The sequence below is a fragment of the Streptomyces sp. NPDC054866 genome, assembly GCF_053610745.1.
Genome location: NZ_JBSGZA010000004.1, coordinates 190,851 through 211,666, shown reverse-complemented (window position 1 = coordinate 211,666; position 20,816 = coordinate 190,851). Strand labels below are relative to the sequence as shown.

The window sequence follows — 20,816 nt, the reverse complement described above, 5'->3', positions numbered from 1 at the left end:
GCCGGTGGGAGCACTTTTGTATTTCCGGTCATTTCCGGCGGGGCAATCATCGCGGCGACACCGGGTCCGCACAGTGCGGACTCCGGGCACTGCACCCGAAGGAGATATGACATGGCTATTGGCACCGTGAAGTGGTTCAACTCGGAAAAGGGCTTCGGCTTCATCGAGCAGGACGGCGGCGGCCCCGACGTCTTCGCCCACTACTCGAACATTGCCGCCCAGGGTTTCCGTGAGCTCCAGGAAGGCCAGAAGGTGAACTTCGACATCGCCCAGGGCCAGAAGGGCCCGACGGCCGAGAACATCGTTCCCGCCTGACGCTCACGCGTACTTCGTAGCTGGGGCCCGCACCTTGGGGTGCGGGCCCCAGCTCGTGCATTTCCCGCATCATCCGGGGTCACGAATTCCTTGCGCGAATGTCCTTCAGTACCGCGCTCGCCGTGCCCCGTCCGGAACGTCAATCGTTCCCGCGCATCCGCCCCGCAGAACACCTGTCGCCGGCCGGATTCGCTTCACGCATTTCATCCGGCCCGTTCTCGCGATTCTCCGTGCTGCGCTCTCGCCGCGGAAATTCCTTGGTACGTGCCGCATCGAGGAAGGTTCCGCATGAACCGCGCACGCACGAACGACCGCCCTTTCCGCGCCCGCTCCGGCTCCGGCTTTGGCTCCGGTTCCCGCTCAGGCTCCGGCTCCAGCTCCGGCGCACCCCGCCGTTCCGGTGGCTACGGCCGCCGACCGTCCGCGCCCCAGGGCGAGTTCGCCCTGCCGGTCACGGTCACCCCCGCGCTCCCGGCCGTCGAGGCGTTCGCCGATCTCGCGATGCCGGCGCCGCTGCTCGCCGCACTCAGCCGCGAAGGCATGAGCGTGCCGTTCCCGATCCAGGGCGCGACGCTGCCCAACTCCCTCGCCGGCCGTGACGTACTCGGCCGCGGCCGCACCGGCTCGGGCAAGACCCTCGCCTTCGGCCTCGCGCTGCTCGCCCGTACGGAGGGTCAGCGCGCCGAGCCGCGCCAGCCGCTCGCCCTGGTCCTCGTACCCACCCGCGAACTGGCCCAGCAGGTCACCGACGCGCTCACGCCGTACGCCCGCGCCCTGAGGCTGAAGCTCGCCACGGTGGTCGGCGGCATGTCGATCGGCAAGCAGGCCGGTGCGCTGCGCGCCGGCGCCGAGGTCGTCGTCGCCACGCCCGGCAGGCTCAAGGACCTCATCGACCGCGGCGAGTGCAGGCTGAACCAGGTCGGCATCACCGTCCTGGACGAGGCCGACCAGATGGCCGACATGGGCTTCATGCCCCAGGTCACCGCGCTGCTCGACCAGGTGCGTCCCGAGGGCCAGCGGATGCTGTTCTCGGCCACCCTCGACCGCAACGTCGACCTGCTGGTCCGCCGCTACCTCAACGACCCGGTGGTCCACTCCGTCGACCCCTCGCAGGGCGCGGTCACCACGATGGAGCACCACGTACTGCACGTGCACGGCGCGGACAAGCACCAGACGACCACCGAGATCGCGGCCCGCGACGGCCGGGTGATCATGTTCCTGGACACGAAGCACGCCGTCGACCGGCTGACCGAGCACCTGCTGAACAGCGGCGTACGCGCCGCGGCTCTGCACGGCGGGAAGTCCCAGCCGCAGCGCACGCGGACGCTGACCCAGTTCAAGACCGGTCATGTGACGGTGCTCGTGGCGACCAACGTCGCCGCGCGCGGGATCCACGTCGACAACCTCGACCTGGTCGTGAACGTCGACCCGCCCACCGACCACAAGGACTACCTCCACCGCGGCGGCCGTACGGCACGCGCCGGTGAGTCCGGCAGCGTCGTCACCCTCGTGACGCCGGGCCAGCGACGCGACATGACCCGTCTGATGTCCGCAGCGGGCATCACCCCGCAGACCGCCCAAGTGCGCTCCGGCGACGACGAGTTGAACCGGATCACCGGCGCCCAGGCTCCTTCGGGCGTACCGGTCACCATCACCATGCCGGCCGCTGAGCGCCCCCGGCGCGGCGGCTCCTCCGCTTCCCGGGGCCGGCGCAGCCGCAGCGCCCAGGACCGGCGCACCGACCGCGCTCCGCGCCGCGCCCCGCAGGGGCGGCCCGCCTCGAACCCGGCGGCCTAGGGCTCGCGACCATCAGGCTCACCCACCCTTGCAGGAGGAATCTTTGACACCGGTTCAGGCACCGTCGCGCGGACCGCAGGTCCGTGACGACATGACCGTCGAGCTGGCCCTGTCGGTCATGGCGGGCGCGAGCGCCGGCCATCTGTTCCTGTGCGACGAGGACGACCAGCGCACGGGCCTGATCACCCTGGCCCGGCTCGTCGCCGTCCGTGACAGCCCCGCCTACACGGACCAGGTCCGCCTACGGGACGTTCTCGCCCTCTCGCGTTGAGCGCCTCACCCCTGTCAGCCGCCCCAACTCCTCATCTGTGAGGCATCATGCGCTGCGTCATCGCCCGTTTCCCGTTCGACCTCACCAAGAGTGGGGTGCTGGACTCGATGAAGGGCATCAAGCCCGAGCCCATCACGGGTGACTCCGTCATCATCGGCCGCCGTCACTACCCCATCAAGCAGGTGGGCGCGGTCATCACCCGGCAGGACCGTCGTGACTTCAGCGCCGGGGAAGTCACCCGCGCCATGGCGCTGCTCGGCTTCACCTGCCGCACCCCTTCCGAGGACGTGGCCCCGCGCGCTCTCACCCCGCTCCAGACGGCGTCGGCCCTGCTCGGCGCCGCCACTCCCGTGTAGCGGGAGACGTAGGACACGATCCCAGAACAGCGAAGAGGGCCCCGCCGACACGTGCCGGCGGGGCCCTCTTCGCGTTGCCCACTCGTATGCACCCCTGTGACAGTGCACAAAATCTATGCTCGCCACAGTAGACATTGGGCGATCGCATGGTTAGGGTTTCTCTCGTAGCTGTAATCCAGAGGGAGAACGGAGGGAGCAGACGCCATCAGGATCGCCCGGCCCGAGATCGATTCGGCCCGGGTACCGCAAGACCCCGGAACGGAAGGTGGTCCTCGGTTACGCATCAGCGATCCCCGCGTTCCCGCCCTCAGGCAGGGCCGGACAGCGGAAACAAGAGGTCGGCGCAGCATTAGGGCCGACAGATGGTGTTGAATTTCCTTCGGGGCCCTGGTGCCGTACGGCACCAGGGCCCCTCGACGCGTTGGCATAACGAGGTGACATGACAGCAGATACCCCGCTCAGTGGTCGTCTGGACGACGACGACTACCCCGCCTACACCATGGGACGGGCCGCCGAGATGCTCGGCACCACTCCCGGCTTCCTGCGAGCCATCGGTGAGGCCCGACTGATCACGCCGCTCCGCTCGGAAGGCGGACACCGGCGCTACTCCCGCTACCAACTGCGGATCGCCGCTCGCGCCCGCGAACTGGTGGACCAGGGAACCCCCGTCGAGGCGGCATGCCGCATCGTCATCCTCGAGGACCAGCTCGAGGAGGCTCAGCGCATCAACGCCGAGTACCGCCGCGCCACGTCAGAGTCGAGCGAAAGCCCGACCTGAGCCCCGCCCCTCCCGTCAGGGGCCACGCCACTCCCTCCCCCCGGCAGGCCCGGTTCACGCGACCGGAGGCCACACTCCCGGGGCGAGAACCCCCAGCGCGTACGCCCGCGCCACCAGTTCCGTCCGGTTCGCCGCGCCCCAGCGCTCGGTCAGGCGGCGCAGGTGGTAGGTGACGCCGTCCGTGGTGAGCCCCGTCCCGCGGGCGGCCTGGGCCGTGGTGGCGCCGCCTGCCAGCAGGGCCAGGATGCGGGCCTCGGCCGCGGTGGCGGCTTCGGCGGGCGCCGGAGCGGGGCCGCGTTCCTCGCCCAGGACGCGCAGCAGCACGAGCAGGCCGGGGGTCTCGTCGACCGTGTCGCTCACCGGCTCCGCCGTCAGCTCGCCGTGGCGCCGCACCCCGTCGGCCGCCTCCCAGTGCACCGCGACCGGATAGCGGGAGCGGCGCCGCAGCCGCATCGCCTCGGCGATCCGCAGGACCTGTGTCTTCTCATCGGGGCGGAACAGCTCCAGTACGTTGCGGTCGCGCAGGGTGCCGGAGGTCTCGCCCCACTCCGCCGCCATCGCCGGGTTGGCGAGGATGATCGCCCCGCTCGCGTCACAGACCGCGACCGGCATCGGGATGCGGTTGAAGAGGAGCATGGCGCGGTTGCGCCACAGCACGGAGTCCGCGGAGTCCACAGGGCGGCTCCTTCCGGGGCAGTCAAGAGCGGAACGTCGTTCTCCACTACACAATCATGTAGTGGTACGGCGCGGACCTGCGGGGATCGGCGATCAAGCTGGTGGGCAGTGACTTCCGTACGGCGAAAGGCAGTTGTCACGCCATGCCCCCCACCACCACCGCACCGCTCCCCCAGGACGCAGGCTCCGACCTCGACGGTGTACCGTTGATCGACATCTCCGCCACCGGGCCGGGGCCCGCCCCACTGCAGCAGGTCATGGAACTGGTCCGGCGCCACGGGCCCGTGGTGCGGCGGCGGCTGCACGGCCGCGAGGCGCTGTTCGTGAGCGATCTCGATCTCGTCACCGAGCTCGCGGACGAGACCCGGTTCGCCAAGCATGTCGGCCCCGCCCTGGAGAACGTGCGCGAGTTCACCGCCGACGGACTGTTCACGGCGTACAACGACGAGCCCAACTGGGCTCGCGCGCACGACATCCTGATGCCCGCGTTCGCGCTGGGTTCGATGCGTACGTACCACCCGATGATGCTGCGCGTCGCCCGCCGGCTCGTCGAGTCGTGGGACCGGGGAGCGCGGGACGGGCGTCCCGTGGACGTTCCGGGCGACATGACCCGGATGACCCTGGACACGATCGGGCTCGCCGGGTTCGGTTACGACTTCGGGTCGTTCGAGCGGGCCGAGCCGCATCCCTTCGTCGACTCCATGGTCCGCTGCCTGGAGTGGAGCATGACGCGGCCGAGCCGTACGCCGGGCAGTGACCACTCGGCGGCGGACGCGGCCTTCCGGGCGGACGCCGACTATCTGGCGCGGGTGGTCGACGAGGTCATCTCCGCGCGGTCGGGCGACGCGCCGGGCGCGGAACCCGCCGACGACCTGCTCGGCCTCATGCTCAGCGCCGCGCACCCGGGCGACGGCACGAAGCTGGACACGGCCAACATCCGTAACCAGGTCATCACCTTCCTGATCGCGGGGCACGAGACGACGTCCGGCGCGATGTCGTTCGCGCTGTACTACCTGGCCAAGCATCCCGCCGTGCTGGATCTCGTGCGGCGCGAGGTCGACGCCCTGTGGGGCGACGCGGCCGATCCCGAGCCGTCCTTCGACGACGTCGGGCGGCTCACGTACACGCGGCAGGTCCTCAACGAGGCGCTGCGCCTGTGGCCGACGGCCGCCGCGTTCGGCCGGCACGCCCGCGAGGACACGCTTCTCGGCGGCCGCATCCCGCTGCGCGCGGGCCAGGGCGTCACCGTCCTGACGCCGATGCTGCACCGGCAGCCCGTGTGGGGTGACAACCCGGAGCTGTTCGACCCGGCGCGCTTCACCGCCGAGGCGGAGGCGGCGCGCTCCCCGCACGCGTATCTGCCGTTCGGTACCGGTGAACGGGCCTGCATCGGGCGGCAGTTCGCGCTGCACGAGGCGACCATGCTGCTCGGCATGCTGGTCCACCGCTACCGCCTTCACGACCACGCCGACTACCGGCTCACCGTCAAGGAGACGCTCACCCTCAAGCCCGACGGCTTCACGCTCACGCTGACGCCGCGCACCGCCGCCGACCGCGTGCACGGCGGGCTTCCGGGCACAGCAACCCCATCGGCAGCAGCAGTGCCCGAAGCCGCCGGTCTGCCGGCGCGAGTCGTGCCCGGCACCCGCGCGCTCTTCCTGCACGGAAGCAACTACGGAACCTGCCGGGACTTCGCCGCCCAACTCGCCGACGAGGCAGCATCGGTGGGCTGTGAGACGCAGGTCGCGCCGCTGGACGAGTACGCCGGCGCGCTGCCCGCCGACCGTCCGGTCGTCATCACCGCCGCCTCCTACAACGGCCGGCCCACCGACGACGCCACGGCGTTCGCCTCCTGGCTGGACGGCGCCCCGGCGGCCACCGCCGAGAACGTCACGTACGCGGTACTCGGCGTGGGCGACCGCAACTGGGCCGCCACGTATCAGCATGTCCCGACGCGCTTCGACGAGCGGCTCGCGGAGCTGGGCGGCACCCGGCTGCTGGAACGTACGGCGGCCGATGCCTCGGGCGATCTCGGGTGCTGCGTAAGGGAGTTCACGGCTCGGCTGCGTACGGCTCTTCTTGAGCGGTACGGCGACCCCGACGCCCTGGAGGCCACGGAAACCGCCGCTTCCTCGGACGCGTACGAGGTCCGCGAGGTGACCGGCGGCCCGCTGGACGCGCTCGCCGCGCGGCACGGCCTCGTCCCGATGACGGTCACCGAGGCCTACGACCTCACCGCGCCCGGCCACCCCCGCACGAAGCGCTTCGTACGGCTCGCCCTGCCAGACGGCACGGCCTACCGCACCGGCGACCACCTCACCGTGCTGCCGGTCAACGACCCGGCGCTCGTCGAGCGGGCGGCCGCCGCGCTCGGCGTGGACCTGGACGCCGTTCTCGACATCCGCGCGAGCCGCCCGCGCCGTGACGGTCTCGCCGTGGACCGCCCGCTGACGGTACGCCAACTCCTGTCCCACCACGTCGAGTTGCAGGAGCGGCCCACGGAGAGTCAGCTGGCCGTACTGGCGGCGGCCAACCCCTGCCCGCCCGAGCGGTCCGCCCTCTCCGCCCTGGCCGACGACGCCGAGGCCCGCGCGGCCGACGGGCGCACGCTGCTCGAACTGGTCGAGGCCTGCCCCGCCCTGCGCGGTGCTCTGGAGTGGCCGCGGCTGCTCGACGTACTCACGCCCCTGCGGCCACGCCACTACTCGGTGTCCTCATCACCGGCGGTGCGCCCCGGCCACGCCGACCTGATGGTGTCCCTCCTGGAGGCTCCGGCCCGCTCGGGCAGCGGGCGGCTGTACCGCGGCACGGGCTCCGGCCATCTCAACGGGGTGCGGCCGGGTGACACCGTCCTGGCCCGGGTCCAGCCGTGCCGCGAGGCCTTCCGCATCGACCACGCGGACGCCGCGCCGGTCATCATGGTCGCCGCGGGCACGGGCCTCGCCCCGTTCCGCGGCACCATCGCGGACCGCGTGGCGCTGACGACCGAGGGAGCCCAACTCCCGCCAGCGCTCTGCTACTTCGGCTGCGACGACCCGGACGGGGACTTCCTGCACGCCGGGGAACTGCGCGCCGCGGAGTCCGCGGGAGCGGTCTCGCTGCGCCCCGCCTTCAGCGCCTCCCCCGTCGACGGGGTGGCCTTCGTCCAGCACCGCATCGCGGCGGAGGCCGACGAAGTGTGGGCGCTGCTGGCCGCCGGAGCCCGGATGTACGTGTGCGGCGACGGCTCACGCATGGCCCCGGGCGTACGCGACACCCTGCGCACGCTCCATCAAGGCCGCACCCCGGGGGCCACGGCGGCAGACTCCGAACAGTGGCTCGCCGAGCTGACCGCGCAGGGGCGTTACGTGGAGGACGTGTACGCGGCGGGATAGGTGCGGCCCGGGCGGTCACGCCATCCGCTTCCGCCTCCTCAAGAGCCGCCCTTGTCGGCGTAGTCGAACCGTCGGTCGAGGATTTCGAGGACCTGCTCGCCCCAGCGCAGGTTCGTCTCCTCCAGGGACCTGCCCGCCATCAGCGTGAGGTAGGGGCCGACGCGCTCGGCCTCGCGGAGGTACGCCTCCTCCTCGCGGCCACCGAGGAGGTGGAGGCGCAGCCGTTCGTACCGGGCGAGCTTGCCGCGCGACCACGCCATGCGCTCCTCGATCAGCGCGCGGGTGGCTGCCGGGTCGACGCCGTCCATGGCCTGCACCTTGACCATGAGCTCGTCCCGGATGGCGATGGGCCGGGGCGGCTCGGCGGCGAAGGCGTGCAGATCCCGCCGCCCGGCGTCGGTGAGCGTGAACATCCGCTTGTTCGGCCTGCGTTCCTGCTGCACGACGCGCGCGGCGATCAGGCCGTCGCCGGCCAGTCGCTCCAGCTCGCGGTAGAGCTGCTGAGGGGTCGCTGACCAGAAGTTCGACACGGACACGTCGAAGATCTTGGCCAGGTCGTAGCCGGACGACTCGCCCTCCAGGAGCGCCGCGAGCACCGCGTACTTGAGAGACATCTGGACACCGTACACCGATGCGATTACTCTCCTTCGCACCTAGTCAACAAATTGACTACTGATCGCGATGCGAGGTTCGGGCATGCAGGCTTTCCGCAAGGCTGTCGAGGCCGACGATCACGCGGCCGTCGAGGCCCTCCTGGCCGAGGACGTCGTGTTCTCAAGCCCGGTCGTGTTCCGCCCCTATCCCGGCAAGGCGACCACCGCCGCGATCCTGCGCGGGGTCACGAGGGTCTTCGAGGACTTCCGGTACGTACGCGAGATCAACGACGCCGGAGGGCGCGACTTCGCGCTCGTCTTCGAGGCGCGGGTCGGCGACCGGCAGATCACCGGCTGCGACTTCCTCCACGTGAACGAGGAGGGGCTGATCGACGAGTTCATGGTCATGGTCCGCCCTCTGTCGGCCGCGCAGGCGCTCGCCGCGGCCATGGGCGCCCAGTGGGACCGGATCACGGAGGAGGCCGCCGGCGCCTAGCGCCCCTTTGGCTACCAGGCGCGGGCCGACTGGACGAGGTGGTCGTGCACGAGGGAGACGTGGGGGTTGTCCGCGGACCCCGGGCGCCGCACCAGGAAGCCGGTGTTGATCGGGGCGTCCTCCGGGTCGTGGAGCAGGGTCAGGGTGCCGGCGGCCAGGGCGTCGCGGCAGAGGTAGCGGGGTAGCACGGAGAAGCCCGCGCCCGCCGTGACCGCCGAGAGCACACCGCGCAGGTCGGGGACGGTGACGGAGGCCTCGCAGGTCAGCCGCTTGCCGAAGACGTGCCGCCAGTAGCGGCGGGCGATCGGCAGGTCTTCGGCGTAGGTCACCAGGGGGACGCCGAGCAGCACTCCGGGGCCGTCCGCGGCGATCCGCCCGGCGCCGCCGATGCGCTCGGCCCACGAAGGCGCCGCGACCAGGATGAACTCCTCGTCCGCCAGCGGCACGGAACTCAGGGAGCGCCCCCGGGGCCGGGCCGTGGCGATCACCAGGTCGTGCCGTCCCGTCCGCAGCTCGTCCAGGAGCCGGTCGGTCAGGCCCGTCGTCACGCGCAGCCTGACCCCCTTCTCGACCAGCGGCGCGAGCGCGGGCAGCGCGCAGTGGCAGAGCATCTCGGCCGGGCCCGCCAGGTGGACGGGCTCCGCGGGTGCGCCGTCGAGGGGGCCGCCGTGTCCGGTGACCGCGGCGAGGGCGTCCAGGGGATCGACGACACGGGCGGCGAGCGCGTCCGCGTACGGTGCGGGCGCCACACCCCGGGGCAGCCGCTCGAACAGCTCCCGGTCGACCTGCCGCTCAAGGGCCCGGATCTGTGTGGTGACGGTGGGCTGCGAGAGGCCGAGGAGGCGGGCAGCGGCGGTGAAGGAACCCGACCGGTACACGGCAAGGAACGTGCGCAGCAGGTTCAGGTCCAGCGGAGCTATTCCCGCCGCCCCATCGGACTCATTGGAATTCCTATCTCCCATATGGGTCAGCCTATTGGAATTCGTTGGGTCGCCCCACCTACCTTCGAGGACAGCACCGACTGACGTCCTGAGCACAGAACGTCAGAGATTCCAGCCTCGGAGAGAGACACCATGTCCAAGATCCTGTTCGTCGTGACCGGCGCCGACCACTGGACGCTGGCCGACGGAACCCAGCACCCGACCGGCTTCTGGGCCGAGGAGGCCGTCGCGCCGTACGAGGCGTTCAAGGCCGCCGGACACGACATCGTCGTCGCGACACCGGGGGGCGTCGTGCCGACCGTCGACCAGGCGAGCCTCGCGCCCGAGTTCAACGGCGGCCAGGAAGGCGCCGACAAGGTCGCCACGACCCTCGCGGAGATCGCCGAGTTCCTGTCGCCGGTCAAGCTGGAGGAGGTCGACCTCGCGGAGTACGCCGCGGTCTTCGTCCCCGGCGGCCACGGCCCCATGGAGGACCTCGCCGTCAACGCCGAGTCCGGCAGGCTGCTCAGCGCCGCGCTGGAGATCGGCATGCCGCTCGGTGTCGTCTGCCACGGTCCTGCCGCGCTGCTCGCCGCCACCAAGGAGGACGGCTCCAACGCCTTCGCGGGGTACGAGCTGACCGGCTTCACCAACGTCGAGGAGACGCAGTCCGGCTTCGCCGAGAAGGCCAAGTGGCTGCTCCAGGACCGGCTCGTCGCGGCGGGCGCCGACTTCCAGGAGGGCGAGCCGTGGGCCCCCAAGGTGGTCGTCGACCGCAACCTGATCACCGGTCAGAACCCGGCCTCCTCAGCTCCGTTGGCGGACGAGCTGCTCAAGAAGCTGGCCTGACCCTCATGGGCACCGACCGGCTCGAAGAGGTCCTCGACGCCACCTACGACTCCCTCACCCGGTACGGCGTACGGCGCACCACGATGGACGACATCGCCTCCACCATGGGCGTGTCCCGGTCAGCGGTCTACCAGTACGTCCGCAACAAGGACGACGCCTTCCGCAAGCTCGCCGAGCGCCTGCACGCCGAGGCGCTCGCGCGGGCCCGGCAGGCGGCGGCCGACGACACCTCCGCCGCCGAGCGGATCCGGGGCGTCCTCGCCGCCAAGCTCGACCTGGTCCTGCGCCTGGCCGGGGACTCACCGCACTCCACCGAACTCCTCGACGCCAAGGCCCGCCTCTTCGGCGACATCTGCCACGGCTTCACCGGCTCGCTGCGGCGCCTGCTCATCGACCTGTTCTCCGAAGCGGGGACCCCGGCCACGGTGGAGCCCGCCGAGGCCGCCGACATCTGCATCTCCCTGGTCATAGGCCTGGAGTCCGTGTCCGACGGCCACCGGCTCTTCGGCCCCGCCACGGACGCGCTCCTGACCGGGCTTCTCGGATCGCCGGTCGCCACGACGACGCCCCGCTGATCCCCCCCCTCCCCCCTCCCGTACCTCCCGAGGAGACCCCTCATGCACCGCCACCCCGACGTGCTCGACCCCGAAGCGTCCGGCTCCGAAGTGCTCGACCCCGCAGCCCTCGTCGCCAAGCTCCGTTCCACCTTCGCCACCGGCCGCACCCGCCCCCTGGCCTGGCGCGAGGAGCAGCTCACCCGGCTGCGCTCCCTGTTCACGGAGCACCGCGAGGACATCGCGGACGCCCTCCACGCCGATCTGCACAAGCCGCGCACCGAGGCGTACACCGCCGAAGTCGACTTCCCCGTACGGGAGATCGACCACACGCTGGCCCATCTGGAGGAGTGGCTGCGCCCGCAGCCGCTCCCGTCCGGCGCCCTTGCGGGGCTGCCCGACGGCTCGACCGCCGGTACGCAGTACGAACCGCTCGGCACCGTCCTGATCATCGCGCCGTGGAACTACCCCGTCCAGCTCCTGCTCGTGCCCCTCGTGGGCGCGCTGGCGGCGGGCAACACGGCCGTCCTGAAGCCGAGCGAAGTCACCCCGGCCACCTCGGAGTTGATCGCCCGGCTCATCCCTGAGTACCTGGACACGGACGCGGTCGCCGTCGTCGAGGGCGGCGTGCCGGAGACCACCGCGCTGCTCGCCCAGCGCTACGACCACATCTTCTACACCGGCAACGGCGCCGTCGGCCGCATCGTGATGCGCGCGGCGGCCGAGCACCTCACCCCTGTCACCCTCGAACTCGGCGGCAAGTCACCGGTGTTCGTGGACCGGGGCGTCGACCTGGCGGCCGTCGCCACGCGCCTGGCCGAGTCCAAGTTCCGTAACGCGGGCCAGACATGCGTAGCCCCCGACTACGTCCTGACCGACCCGGACACCGCGCCCGCGCTCGCCCGGGAGCTGCGCACGGCCGTGGCGCGGGTGTTCGGCGCGGACCCCAAGTCCTCGGAAGCGTACGGACGCATCGTGAACGAGCGGCACTTCGACCGGGTCTCGGCCCTCCTCGGCTCGGGGACGACGGCGTTCGGCGGGCAGAGCGACCGCGACGACGTCTACATCGCGCCGACCGTGCTCACCGACGTGAAGCCCGACGATCCGGTGATGCGGGAGGAGATCTTCGGTCCCGTACTGCCGATCGTGAACGTCGACGGGCTCGACGAGGCCATCGCGTTCATCAACGACCGCGACAAGCCGCTCGCCCTCTACGGCTTCACCGAGAGCGAGACGACACGGCAGCGCCTCGCCGCGGAGACATCGTCGGGCGGGCTCGGCTTCGGCCTCCCGATGGCTCATCTCCGCGTACCCGAGCTGCCGTTCGGCGGAGTCGGCGAGAGCGGCGTCGGCAATTACCACGGCCCGCACTCCATCGCCACGTTCAGCCACCGCAAGGCCCGGCTCGACGTTCCCCTGGGGTAACTCCCCAGTCCAACTCCCAACTCCCCTGCCGAGTATGCTCGACCCTCACATTGATGTGATGGTCGAGCGAGGGGCTGCGAGGGAGATCGGATGCGGATCGGAGAGCTGTCGGAGCGGACCGGGACACCCCGGCGACTGCTGCGCTACTACGAGGAGCAGGGCCTCATCGTGGCCGCGCGCTCGGCGAACGGCTACCGCGAGTACGACGAGCGCTTCGTGGACCGGGTCGTGCAGATCAGGGGGCTGCTCGACGCGGGCCTTCCGACCCGCATCATCAAGCAGATCCTGCCCTGCCTCGACAAGCCGAGGACCATCTACTTCCCGGACGCGACACCGGAGATGATCGCCACCCTGGAGCACCAGCGGGACCGCATGACCGAGCGCGTCGACTGCCTGGCCCGCAACCGCGACGCCATCGTGGAGTACCTCGCCGCGGTGCGCGACGGTAATCCGCCGGACCGGGTGCCCCAGGAGCCCGCGGTCTCATGATCCGAGCAACGCGTCGAGCCCCGCGGCCAGTTGCTTCGGGCCGCCCCGCCCGTCCAGGGAGATGGCGGTGGCCCGCAGCCGCGGGAACTCCTGCGCGGGCATGCGGTGCAGGCCGAGCCGGAAGGCGGGGTCCTGTTCGCCGGGCTCGTCGTCCATGGCCCGCAGTTCGACGAGGAGATAGCCGAGCAGCCACGCCGTGAACGCCCGGTGGACCTGCACCGTGCGGCGGTCGCCAAGACCGGCGTCATGGAGCAGGGCCAGGACCCGCTCGTCGCTGCGCAGCACGGCCGCGGGGCGGCGGGCCAGCGGCGTGGACAGCAGGCGGGTGGCGAGCAGGGGGACCATGTTCGGGTGCCGCAGGGCGACTCCGTAGGTGGCGAGCGCGATGCGGTGCAACTCGCGACGCCAGTCGTCGGCCGGGGGCTTCGCCGCCAGATCGCCCTCCAGTTCCTGGCAGAACGCCTCGACCAGGCCGTCGAGGAGGGCCCCCTTGCCGGCCGCGTAACGGTAGAGGGCCATCGCCTCCACGCCCAGTTCCGCGCCGAGCTTGCGCATGCTCAGACCGGAGAGCCCGTCGCGGTCGACGACATCGAGGGCCGTGGCGAGGACGCGCTCCCTGCTGAGGCGTCCGTAGCGCCCGCGGTCGCTGGCGCGCCGCCTCTCGGCCCCGTCGGCTCCCTTCCCCTTCACCATGTCCGCCACCTCCGCCTCTCTGGCCCCCTTGACCGCAGAGAGCATCGGGTGCAAAGTCGTACATATACGACGTAAACGTACGCAGTCAGCGTACAGCGTCGGACCCCTCAGGAGCGTCGCGCCATGACGCACAGCGAGCCGATGTCGGCGGATTTGGTCCAGGTGGAGCTCGACCTCGCGCGGATCTCGGACGGCAACGTCGTCCGCGTCACCGCCGGCGGCCCCGTCTTCGGCCGTCCGTCCCCGGTGCGCACCGTACGGCCGACGACCTTCGTGCCCGCACTCCCCCGGCGCGACCGGGCGGCCCTCCTGGTGATCGCCGTGAGCTGGACCCTGAGCTTCGTGTGGTTCTGGTCCTGGTGGCTGCAGCCGGAGCACCGCGTCGGCTGGGCGGGCCTGATCATCAACAGCGCGCTGCTGCTCTACCTCACCAGCCTCCCCTGCTACTTCTTCGTCACCGCCCTGCGCCTGCGCCGCGTCGACCCGGAGCTGCCGGTCCCCGCGCTCCCGGTCGCCTTCGCCGTGACCCGCGCGCCCTCGGAGCCCTGGCCCACCGCCCGGCAGACGCTGGAGGCGATGCTGGCCCAGGACTATCCGCACCGCTACGACGTGTGGCTGTGCGACGAGGACCCGACCGAGGAGATCATCGCCTGGTGCCGCGCGCACCGGGTGCGGATGTCCTGCCGCCGTGGCGTGCTCCCGTACCACCGCGGCGACTGGCCGCGCCGCACCCGCTGCAAGGAAGGCAACCTCGCCTACTTCTACGACAACTGGGGCTACCGCCGCTACGACGTGGTCGCACAGCTCGACTGCGACCACGTGCCCGCGGCGACCTACCTCGCCGAGATGGTCCGCCCCTTCGACGACCCCGCCATCGGCTACGTCGCGGCGCCCAGCATGTGCGACGCCAACGGCGCGAAGTCGTGGGCGGCACGGGGACGGCTGCACCGCGAGGCCGTCTGGCACGGCGCGGTGCAGCTGGGGCACAGCGACGGCCTCGCGCCGATGTGCATCGGCTCCCACTACGCCGTGCGCACCCGCGCGCTGCGGGACATCGGGGGCCTGGGTCCCGAGCTCGCCGAGGACTTCTCCACCACGTACCTGCTCAACTCGGCGGGCTGGCACGGTGCGTTCGCCATCGACGCCGAGGCGCACGGTGACGGGCCGCTGACCTTCGCCGACATGATCACCCAGGAGTACCAGTGGTCGCGGAGCCTGACCACGATGCTCCTCGGTCTGCTGCCGCGCCATCTGCGACGGCTACCCCTCTTGCTGCGGCTGCGCTTCTCGTACGCCCTGGCCTACTACCCGCTCCTCGGCCTGATGATCACCGCGGGCCTCACGCTCCCGCCGATCGCCGTCCTCACCGGCCTGCCGTGGATGAACGTCAACTACGTGGACTTCCTGATCCACTTCTGGTCCATGCCCGTGTGGCTGCTCCTGACCCTGTACCTGATGCGCCGCCGCGGGATGCTGCGCCCGCGCACCGCCCCGGTGATCAGCTGGGAGACGTGGCTGTTCGCGCTCGCGCGCTGGCCGTTCGTCATCCTGGGCCTGTTCGGCGCCGTCTCGCAGAAGCTGCGCCCGCGGCCCGTGACCTTCAAGGTCACGCCCAAGGACACCGGCGGACCGCGGCCGCTGCCCGTCCGGCTCACCCTGCCGTTCGTCGCGCTGGCCGCCGCCCTGTCCTCGGTCGCCCTGGTGGGCGAGCTGACGGGCCCGTCGGCCGGTTATGTCTTCCTCTGCCTCATCGCCGCCACGGCCTACGCGGCCGTCGCCCTCGCCGTCCCGCTGCTCCATGTGCGGGAGACGGCACGGGCCGCCGGTATCCCCTTCACCCGGGCACTGTCGACCGCGCGGCTCCCGGTCGCCCTCGGCCTTCTGGCAGCAGTGCCCGTCGCCACCGCCATCGTCTTCTACCCGGCGTACGCCGCCGCCGTCCTGAGCTGGTGAAAGGCCATGAGCGCACCCTCCACCATCCTCGTCACCGGCGGTGCGGGCTTCATCGGGAGCCACACCTGCGTCGAACTCCTCGACCACGGCTACGAGTTGATCGTGATCGACGACTACTCCCACAGCACCCCGCAGGTCTTCACCCGGGTGGAACGGATCGCCGACCGCTTCGTCGGCGCCGTCTATGAACTGGACATCCGTGATCGGCGCGCCCTGTCGGCCGTATTCGACCGCCACTCCGTGGACGCCGTCGTGCACTTTGCCGCGCACAAGGCCGTGGGCGAGTCGACACGGATGCCCATCGAGTACTACGACACCAACGTCGGCGGCACGACAGCGCTGCTGGGTGTCATGCGCGAACACGGCGTGCACCAGCTGGTGTTCTCCTCTTCGTGCTCGATCTACGGCGACGCCGGGCGCGGCCCGCTGGACGAGTCCACGCCGGCCAGGCCGACCAATCCGTACGCGGCGTCCAAGTGGATGTGCGAGCAGGTGCTCGCCGATGCGTGCGCCCGCTGCCCGGAGTTCACGGTCCTCGCCCTGCGCTACTTCAACCCGGTCGGCGCCCATCCCAGCGGGCTCCTCGGCGAGGACCCGGGCGGGGTCCCCGACAATCTGATGCCGTACGTGGCGCAGGTCGCCGTCGGGCGGCGCGAGCGGCTCCCCGTCTTCGGCGACGACTACGCGACGCCCGACGGCACCGCGATCCGCGACTACCTCCACGTGATGGACACCGCCGAGGCACACCGCGTCGCCCTGGACCACCTCGCCGACGGGCCGGGCCTGCGGGTGTTCAACCTCGGTGTCGGCAGCGGCCGTTCGGTCCTCGACGTCATCGCCGCGTTCAGCCATGCCTGCGGCAGGGCCATCCCGTACCAGATCATGCCGCGCCGCCCGGGCGACGTGACCGAACTCGTCGCCGACGCGAGCGCGGTGGCTCGCGCATGGGGCTGGCGGCCCACCCGGGCGCTGCCCGAGATGTGCCGGGACGCGTGGCGCTTCCAGCAGCTCAACCCCCATGGCTACGCCGGTTCCGGCCGGCACTCGAACAGCAGCAGACCCCCTGAGACACGACACGACACGACCCGTCACGACCTGTAAGGAGCGACGTCATGCGGATGACAGTGATCGGCACCGGATACGTGGGGACGGTGCACGCCGCGTGCATGGCCGACATCGGCCACCAGGTCCTCGGCATCGACATCGACGCCGAACGGGTCGCGGCCCTGTCGGCGGGCCGGGCGCCCATCCACGAGAGCGGCCTCGACGAACTGCTCGCCAGGACCGTCGCGTCGGGCAGGCTGCGCTTCTCCACCTCGCTCGCCGAGGGCGCCGCGTTCGCCAGGACGCACTTCGTGTGCGTGGGCACCCCGCAGCGCCCCGACAGCCAGGCCGCCGACCTCCGGTACGTGGACGCCGTCGTGGACGGTCTCGCCCCGCATCTGCGGCCCGGCAGCCTGGTAGTGGGCAAGTCGACCGTGCCGGTGGGCACGGCGGCACGCCTCGCCGAACGCCTTGCCAAGACCGCGACGGCCCCGGGCACGGAGGTCGCCTGGAACCCCGAGTTCCTGCGCGAGGGGTCCGCGGTGCGGGACACGATGCGGCCCGAGCGGCTCGTCGTGGGCGTGACCTCGCGGCATGCCGAAGGGGTGCTGCGGGCGGTGTATACGCCGATGATCCTCGCCGGGGTGCCGTTCTTCAGCACCGATCCGGCGACCGCCGAGCTGGTCAAGGTGGCGGCGAACTCCTTCCTCGCCACCAAGATCTCCTTCATCAACGCCATGGCCGAGGTGTGCGACGCCGCGGGCGCCGACGCGTCGGTCCTTGCCAGGGCCATCGGCGCGGACTCGCGGATCGGCCCGCGCTTCCTCGCACCGGGGCTCGGCTTCGGCGGCAGCTGCTTCCCCAAGGACATCCGGGCCTTCGCCGCCCGCGCCGAGGAGATCGGCGCCGGCGAGGCGGTGGAGTTCCTGCACGAGGTCGACCGGATCAACACCCGGCAGCGCTCGCGCACCGTCGACCTGGCGCGCGGGCTGCTCGGCGGCTCGTTCACCGGGCGCAGGGTCGGGGTGCTGGGCGCGGCGTTCAAGCCGGGCAGCGACGACGTCCGTGACTCGCCCGCCCTGGTCGTGGCCGCGGCCCTCCAGGAGCAGGGCGCCACGGTCCGCGTGCACGACCCGCAGGCCATCGACAACGCCCGCGGTGCCCACCCCGAACTGGCCTACGCCCTGGACGTCGACAAGGCGTGCGAGGACGCCGACCTGGTCCTGCATCTCACCGACTGGCCCGAGTACCGGGACATCGACCCCGCGGCCCTCGCCCCCATCGTGCGCTCCCCCGTCCTCCTGGACGCCCGCAACAGCCTCGACCCGGAGTCCTGGTCGGCGGCCGGCTGGTCCGTGCACGCCCCGGGCCGCCCACGCCTCTGCGCGGCGGCTTCTTCAACAGCCAAGGTGGCCGCACTCACCGGAGGTGCGTCATGAGGGTCGTGGTGACCGGCGGCGGCGGGTTCGTGGGATCCCATCTGTGCGAAGCCCTGCTGCACAGAGGCGACACGGTCTACTGCCTGGACAACTTCTGCACCGGTGAACCGGAGAACGTCGCCCACCTGCGCGGCGCCCCCCGCTTCCGGCTGGTCCGCGCCGACGTGACGACGCCCTTCGACGTGCCGGGCCCGGTGGACGCCGTCGCCCATCTCGCGAGCCCCGCGTCACCGCCGGACTACCACCGGCTCGCCGTGGAGACCCTGGCCGTCGGCAGCCGCGGCACCGAGAACGCCCTGCGCCTGGCCCAGCGGCACGGTGCCCGCTTCCTGCTCACCTCCACCAGCGAGGTCTACGGCGACCCGGAGGTCCACCCGCAGCCCGAGGAGTACTGGGGCCACGTCAATCCGATCGGCCCGCGCAGCGTCTACGACGAGGCCAAGCGGTTCGCGGAGGCGCTGTCCATGGCGTACCGGCGCGGCCACGGCGTCGACGTGGGCATCGTACGGATCTTCAACACGTACGGTCCGCGGATGCGGCCGCACGACGGACGCGTGGTCTCCACCTTCGTCCGCCAGGCCCTTGCGGGCAGGCCGCTGACCCTCTACGGCGACGGCAGCCAGACCCGCAGCTTCTGCTACGTCGACGACCTCGTCCGTGGCCTGCTCGCGATGCTGGACAGCGACCGCGGCGGTCCGGTGAACCTGGGCAACCCGAGCGAGCGCACCGTCCGCGAACTGGCGGAACTCGTCCTGCGCATCACCGGATCGCCCTCGCGAATCGTGTATCGCCCGCTACCCGTCGACGATCCGGCCCGCCGTCGCCCGGTGATCAACCGGGCCGTGGAGCAGCTCGGCTGGATGCCCCGGGTCCCCCTCGACGAGGGCCTGCGGCACACGGTGGCGTGGTTCGCCGCGCAGTCCGCGCCGCGGCGCGCACGGGTGCCGGTGGAGGCCTGATCCCCATGACCGGGAAAGTGCCCAGGAAAGCCGCACCGGCCGCCGTCGGGCGCCGCACCGCCCCCGGCGCCCTCGTCGCCGCGATCGCGCTGATCGGCGCGAGCGGCTGCGTGGCCACGCCCCACTACGCGCCCGCGACCAGCGCGAGCTCCGGCACGTACTACGTCAGCCCGCAGGGCGACGACCAGAACGACGGTTCGTCGCCCGCCCAGGCCTGGCGTTCCCTCGCCCGCGCCGAACGCGTGGCGCTCGAACCCGGTGACCGGCTGCTCCTGGAGGGCGGCGCACGGTTCACCGGCACCATCACGCTGGGCGGCGCCGAGGCGGGCCGTGCGGACCGGCCCGTGGTGGTCGGTTCGTACGGCGACGGCCGTGCGACGGTCGATGCCGAGGGCTCCCCCGGCATCTCCGTGCACAACACCGCGGGCGTGGAGATCCGCGACCTCACCGTCACCGGGGATCGCGCCTCCTACGCCCGCGATGGTGGCATCAACCTCTACGCCGACCGTCCGGGCGGCGCGAAGCTGGACGGTGTCTCCGTCTCCGACGTCACCGTCTCCGGATTCCAGGTCGGCATCGCGGTCGGCGGAGAGGAGAAGGGCAACGGATTCAAGAACGTGACGATCCGTCAAGCTCAGCTGCACGGCAACAAGGACGCCGGTCTCCTGACGTACGGCCCCGCGTTCGACCCCGGTCAACCGGCCTACGCGCACGAGGACTTCGACATCTCGGACGTCGACGCGTACCGGAACACCGGTGATCCCGGCGCGGACGACCGGCACACCGGTGACGGCATCATCCTCGGTGCCGTGCGCCACGCCACGGTGCGCGACTCCAGCGCCCACGACAATGGATCGAGGTCGTCCGGCGAGGCCCCTTCGGGCCCGGTGGGCATCTGGGCGTACGACGCCAAGGACGTAGTCCTTGAGCACAACACCGCCTACCGCAACCACACGGGCTCCAAGGTCGACGGTGCCGGGTTCGGGTTCGACGAGAACGTCTCGGACTCGACGATCCAGTACAACCTGGCGTTCCACAACGACGGCCCCGGCTTCTACGCGTACACACGCAAGGTGAACGGCGCGCACACCGACAACACGATCCGCTACAACATCACCTCCGACGACGGCCGCAAGCTGCCGCGCTTCGGCGGGCTCGCCGTCTACGGCCATGACGTGCGCAACCTGCGGATCTACCAGAACACCGTGGTGATGACGGCCCTGGAGAACGGCAAGAGCGGCCCCGCCCTGCGCCTGATGGACGGCGAGAGGGGGGTCACCGTCCGCAACAACACCTTCGTCACCGACGGCTCCCCGCTGGCCCTGGCGGACCAGGGGCTCACCGCCAAGAACGTCCTCGTGCAGGGCAACAACTACCGTGCGCCGCAAGGCCAGTGGGCCGTGCAGTGGGGTGACCACGCCTACACCGGGCTCGACACCTGGCGGAAGGCGACCGGCCAGGAACGCGTCGAAGGACGGCCCTCCGGCCTGACCGTCGACCCCTGCCTCGCCGGAGGCGAGCTGCCGTCCATCACCTCCCCCGACGACGCGCGGCTGTTCGCCCCGGAGTGCGACGCCCTCGCCGACAAGGGCCTCGACCTGCGGAAGCTGTTCGGCATCGACCCCGGATCCGTCGACTACTTCGGCCGTGCCGTCGGTACGCCTCCGCCGGTCGGGGCCGCGCTGCCCGCGCCGGACTGAAGTGGACGCGACCGGGCTGAAGATGCAGGCGCCCACCGCCCGGGCCTACGATCGAATGGAGCGAGACCCCGGATTGACAGGGTTGACGCATGATTCTCGGCCGGGTGTCCCTGCCACGCAGGGAGGCGCTTTGCCA

General features: G+C 71.4%; 20 protein-coding genes. 16 read left to right on the top strand and 4 right to left on the bottom strand.

Features of this window, described 5'->3' with window-relative positions; all coding sequences use genetic code 11:
* Positions 1-111 precede the first annotated feature (111 nt).
* The 5 genes from ACWGI2_RS21685 to ACWGI2_RS21665 all read left to right on the top strand — a co-directional run bounded on the left by ACWGI2_RS21685 (position 112) and on the right by ACWGI2_RS21665 (position 3,517).
* Positions 112-315 (top strand): cold-shock protein, encoded by a 204-nt coding sequence (locus tag ACWGI2_RS21685; protein ID WP_361840963.1) that lies wholly within the window; start codon positions 112-114, stop codon positions 313-315.
* Between the two features lie 288 nt (positions 316-603).
* Positions 604-2,112, top strand: coding sequence for a DEAD/DEAH box helicase (locus tag ACWGI2_RS21680; RefSeq protein ID WP_453696993.1), 1,509 nt, complete (start codon positions 604-606; stop codon positions 2,110-2,112).
* 91 nt (positions 2,113-2,203) lie between these two features.
* Positions 2,204-2,383 (top strand): CBS domain-containing protein, encoded by a 180-nt coding sequence (locus ACWGI2_RS21675; protein WP_453697695.1) that lies wholly within the window; start codon positions 2,204-2,206, stop codon positions 2,381-2,383.
* 47 nt (positions 2,384-2,430) lie between these two features.
* A complete protein-coding gene (locus ACWGI2_RS21670) occupies positions 2,431-2,739 on the top strand; it encodes an SCO5918 family protein (protein WP_453399860.1) in 309 nt (102 codons plus the stop codon).
* Between the two features lie 439 nt (positions 2,740-3,178).
* Entirely contained in the window at positions 3,179-3,517 is a 339-nt protein-coding gene (locus ACWGI2_RS21665) for a helix-turn-helix domain-containing protein (RefSeq protein WP_453399861.1), read from the top strand.
* Between the two features lie 54 nt (positions 3,518-3,571).
* Here the strand turns inward: ACWGI2_RS21665 and ACWGI2_RS21660 are convergent, their stop codons facing one another.
* The gene (locus ACWGI2_RS21660; RefSeq protein WP_453697694.1) at positions 3,572-4,153 is read right to left on the bottom strand and encodes a PAS domain-containing protein; all 582 of its coding nucleotides are present in this window, start codon (positions 4,151-4,153) and stop codon (positions 3,572-3,574) included.
* A 182-nt stretch (positions 4,154-4,335) separates the two neighbouring features.
* On the opposite strand from ACWGI2_RS21660, the gene ACWGI2_RS21655 reads away from it, so the two are divergent.
* On the top strand, positions 4,336-7,566 hold the full coding sequence (locus ACWGI2_RS21655) for a bifunctional cytochrome P450/NADPH--P450 reductase (RefSeq protein ID WP_453696991.1): 3,231 nt from the start codon (positions 4,336-4,338) through the stop codon (positions 7,564-7,566).
* A gap of 38 nt (positions 7,567-7,604) precedes the next feature.
* Here the strand turns inward: ACWGI2_RS21655 and ACWGI2_RS21650 are convergent, their stop codons facing one another.
* Positions 7,605-8,180, bottom strand: a complete 576-nt coding sequence (locus ACWGI2_RS21650) for a PadR family transcriptional regulator (protein WP_453399863.1) — start codon at positions 8,178-8,180, stop codon at positions 7,605-7,607.
* A gap of 82 nt (positions 8,181-8,262) precedes the next feature.
* Between ACWGI2_RS21650 and ACWGI2_RS21645 the strand changes: the two genes are divergently transcribed.
* Positions 8,263-8,655 carry a nuclear transport factor 2 family protein gene (locus ACWGI2_RS21645; RefSeq protein ID WP_453399864.1) on the top strand — a complete coding sequence of 131 codons (393 nt, stop codon included), beginning with the start codon at positions 8,263-8,265 and terminating at the stop codon, positions 8,653-8,655.
* Between the two features lie 11 nt (positions 8,656-8,666).
* On the opposite strand, the gene ACWGI2_RS21640 is transcribed toward ACWGI2_RS21645, so the two are convergent.
* Positions 8,667-9,617 carry a LysR family transcriptional regulator gene (locus tag ACWGI2_RS21640; RefSeq protein WP_453399865.1) on the bottom strand — a complete coding sequence of 317 codons (951 nt, stop codon included), beginning with the start codon at positions 9,615-9,617 and terminating at the stop codon, positions 8,667-8,669.
* 111 nt (positions 9,618-9,728) lie between these two features.
* Between ACWGI2_RS21640 and ACWGI2_RS21635 the strand changes: the two genes are divergently transcribed.
* From ACWGI2_RS21635 to ACWGI2_RS21620, 4 genes are all read left to right on the top strand, one after another.
* On the top strand, positions 9,729-10,424 hold the full coding sequence (locus tag ACWGI2_RS21635) for a type 1 glutamine amidotransferase domain-containing protein (RefSeq protein WP_453399866.1): 696 nt from the start codon (positions 9,729-9,731) through the stop codon (positions 10,422-10,424).
* Between the two features lie 5 nt (positions 10,425-10,429).
* A complete protein-coding gene (locus ACWGI2_RS21630; protein WP_453399867.1) occupies positions 10,430-10,999 on the top strand; it encodes a TetR/AcrR family transcriptional regulator in 570 nt (189 codons plus the stop codon).
* A 42-nt stretch (positions 11,000-11,041) separates the two neighbouring features.
* A complete protein-coding gene (locus ACWGI2_RS21625) occupies positions 11,042-12,403 on the top strand; it encodes an aldehyde dehydrogenase family protein (RefSeq protein ID WP_453696989.1) in 1,362 nt (453 codons plus the stop codon).
* A gap of 90 nt (positions 12,404-12,493) precedes the next feature.
* Entirely contained in the window at positions 12,494-12,892 is a 399-nt protein-coding gene (locus tag ACWGI2_RS21620; RefSeq protein WP_453696987.1) for a MerR family transcriptional regulator, read from the top strand.
* On the opposite strand, the gene ACWGI2_RS21615 is transcribed toward ACWGI2_RS21620, so the two are convergent.
* Positions 12,887-13,585 carry a TetR/AcrR family transcriptional regulator gene (locus ACWGI2_RS21615; RefSeq protein ID WP_453696985.1) on the bottom strand — a complete coding sequence of 233 codons (699 nt, stop codon included), beginning with the start codon at positions 13,583-13,585 and terminating at the stop codon, positions 12,887-12,889. The two genes, ACWGI2_RS21620 and ACWGI2_RS21615, sit on opposite strands and share 6 nt — an antisense overlap.
* 123 nt (positions 13,586-13,708) lie before the next feature.
* On the opposite strand from ACWGI2_RS21615, the gene ACWGI2_RS21610 reads away from it, so the two are divergent.
* Genes ACWGI2_RS21610 through ACWGI2_RS21590 form a run of 5 tightly spaced genes read left to right on the top strand, consistent with a single transcriptional unit; the run spans position 13,709 to position 20,680 of the window.
* Entirely contained in the window at positions 13,709-15,538 is a 1,830-nt protein-coding gene (locus ACWGI2_RS21610) for a glycosyltransferase family 2 protein (protein WP_453696983.1), read from the top strand.
* Positions 15,539-15,544: 6 nt separating this feature from the next.
* Complete coding sequence (gene galE / locus ACWGI2_RS21605) at positions 15,545-16,639, top strand: UDP-glucose 4-epimerase GalE (RefSeq protein WP_453696981.1); 1,095 nt, start codon at positions 15,545-15,547, stop codon at positions 16,637-16,639.
* A gap of 11 nt (positions 16,640-16,650) precedes the next feature.
* Complete coding sequence (locus tag ACWGI2_RS21600) at positions 16,651-18,021, top strand: UDP-glucose dehydrogenase family protein (protein ID WP_453696979.1); 1,371 nt, start codon at positions 16,651-16,653, stop codon at positions 18,019-18,021.
* The gene (locus tag ACWGI2_RS21595; RefSeq protein WP_453399874.1) at positions 18,018-18,980 is read left to right on the top strand and encodes a UDP-glucuronic acid decarboxylase family protein; all 963 of its coding nucleotides are present in this window, start codon (positions 18,018-18,020) and stop codon (positions 18,978-18,980) included. The genes ACWGI2_RS21600 and ACWGI2_RS21595 overlap by 4 nt, the downstream gene beginning before the upstream one ends.
* 5 nt (positions 18,981-18,985) lie before the next feature.
* Positions 18,986-20,680, top strand: a complete 1,695-nt coding sequence (locus tag ACWGI2_RS21590; RefSeq protein ID WP_453696977.1) for a right-handed parallel beta-helix repeat-containing protein — start codon at positions 18,986-18,988, stop codon at positions 20,678-20,680.
* The last annotated feature ends 136 nt before the right edge of the window (positions 20,681-20,816 follow it).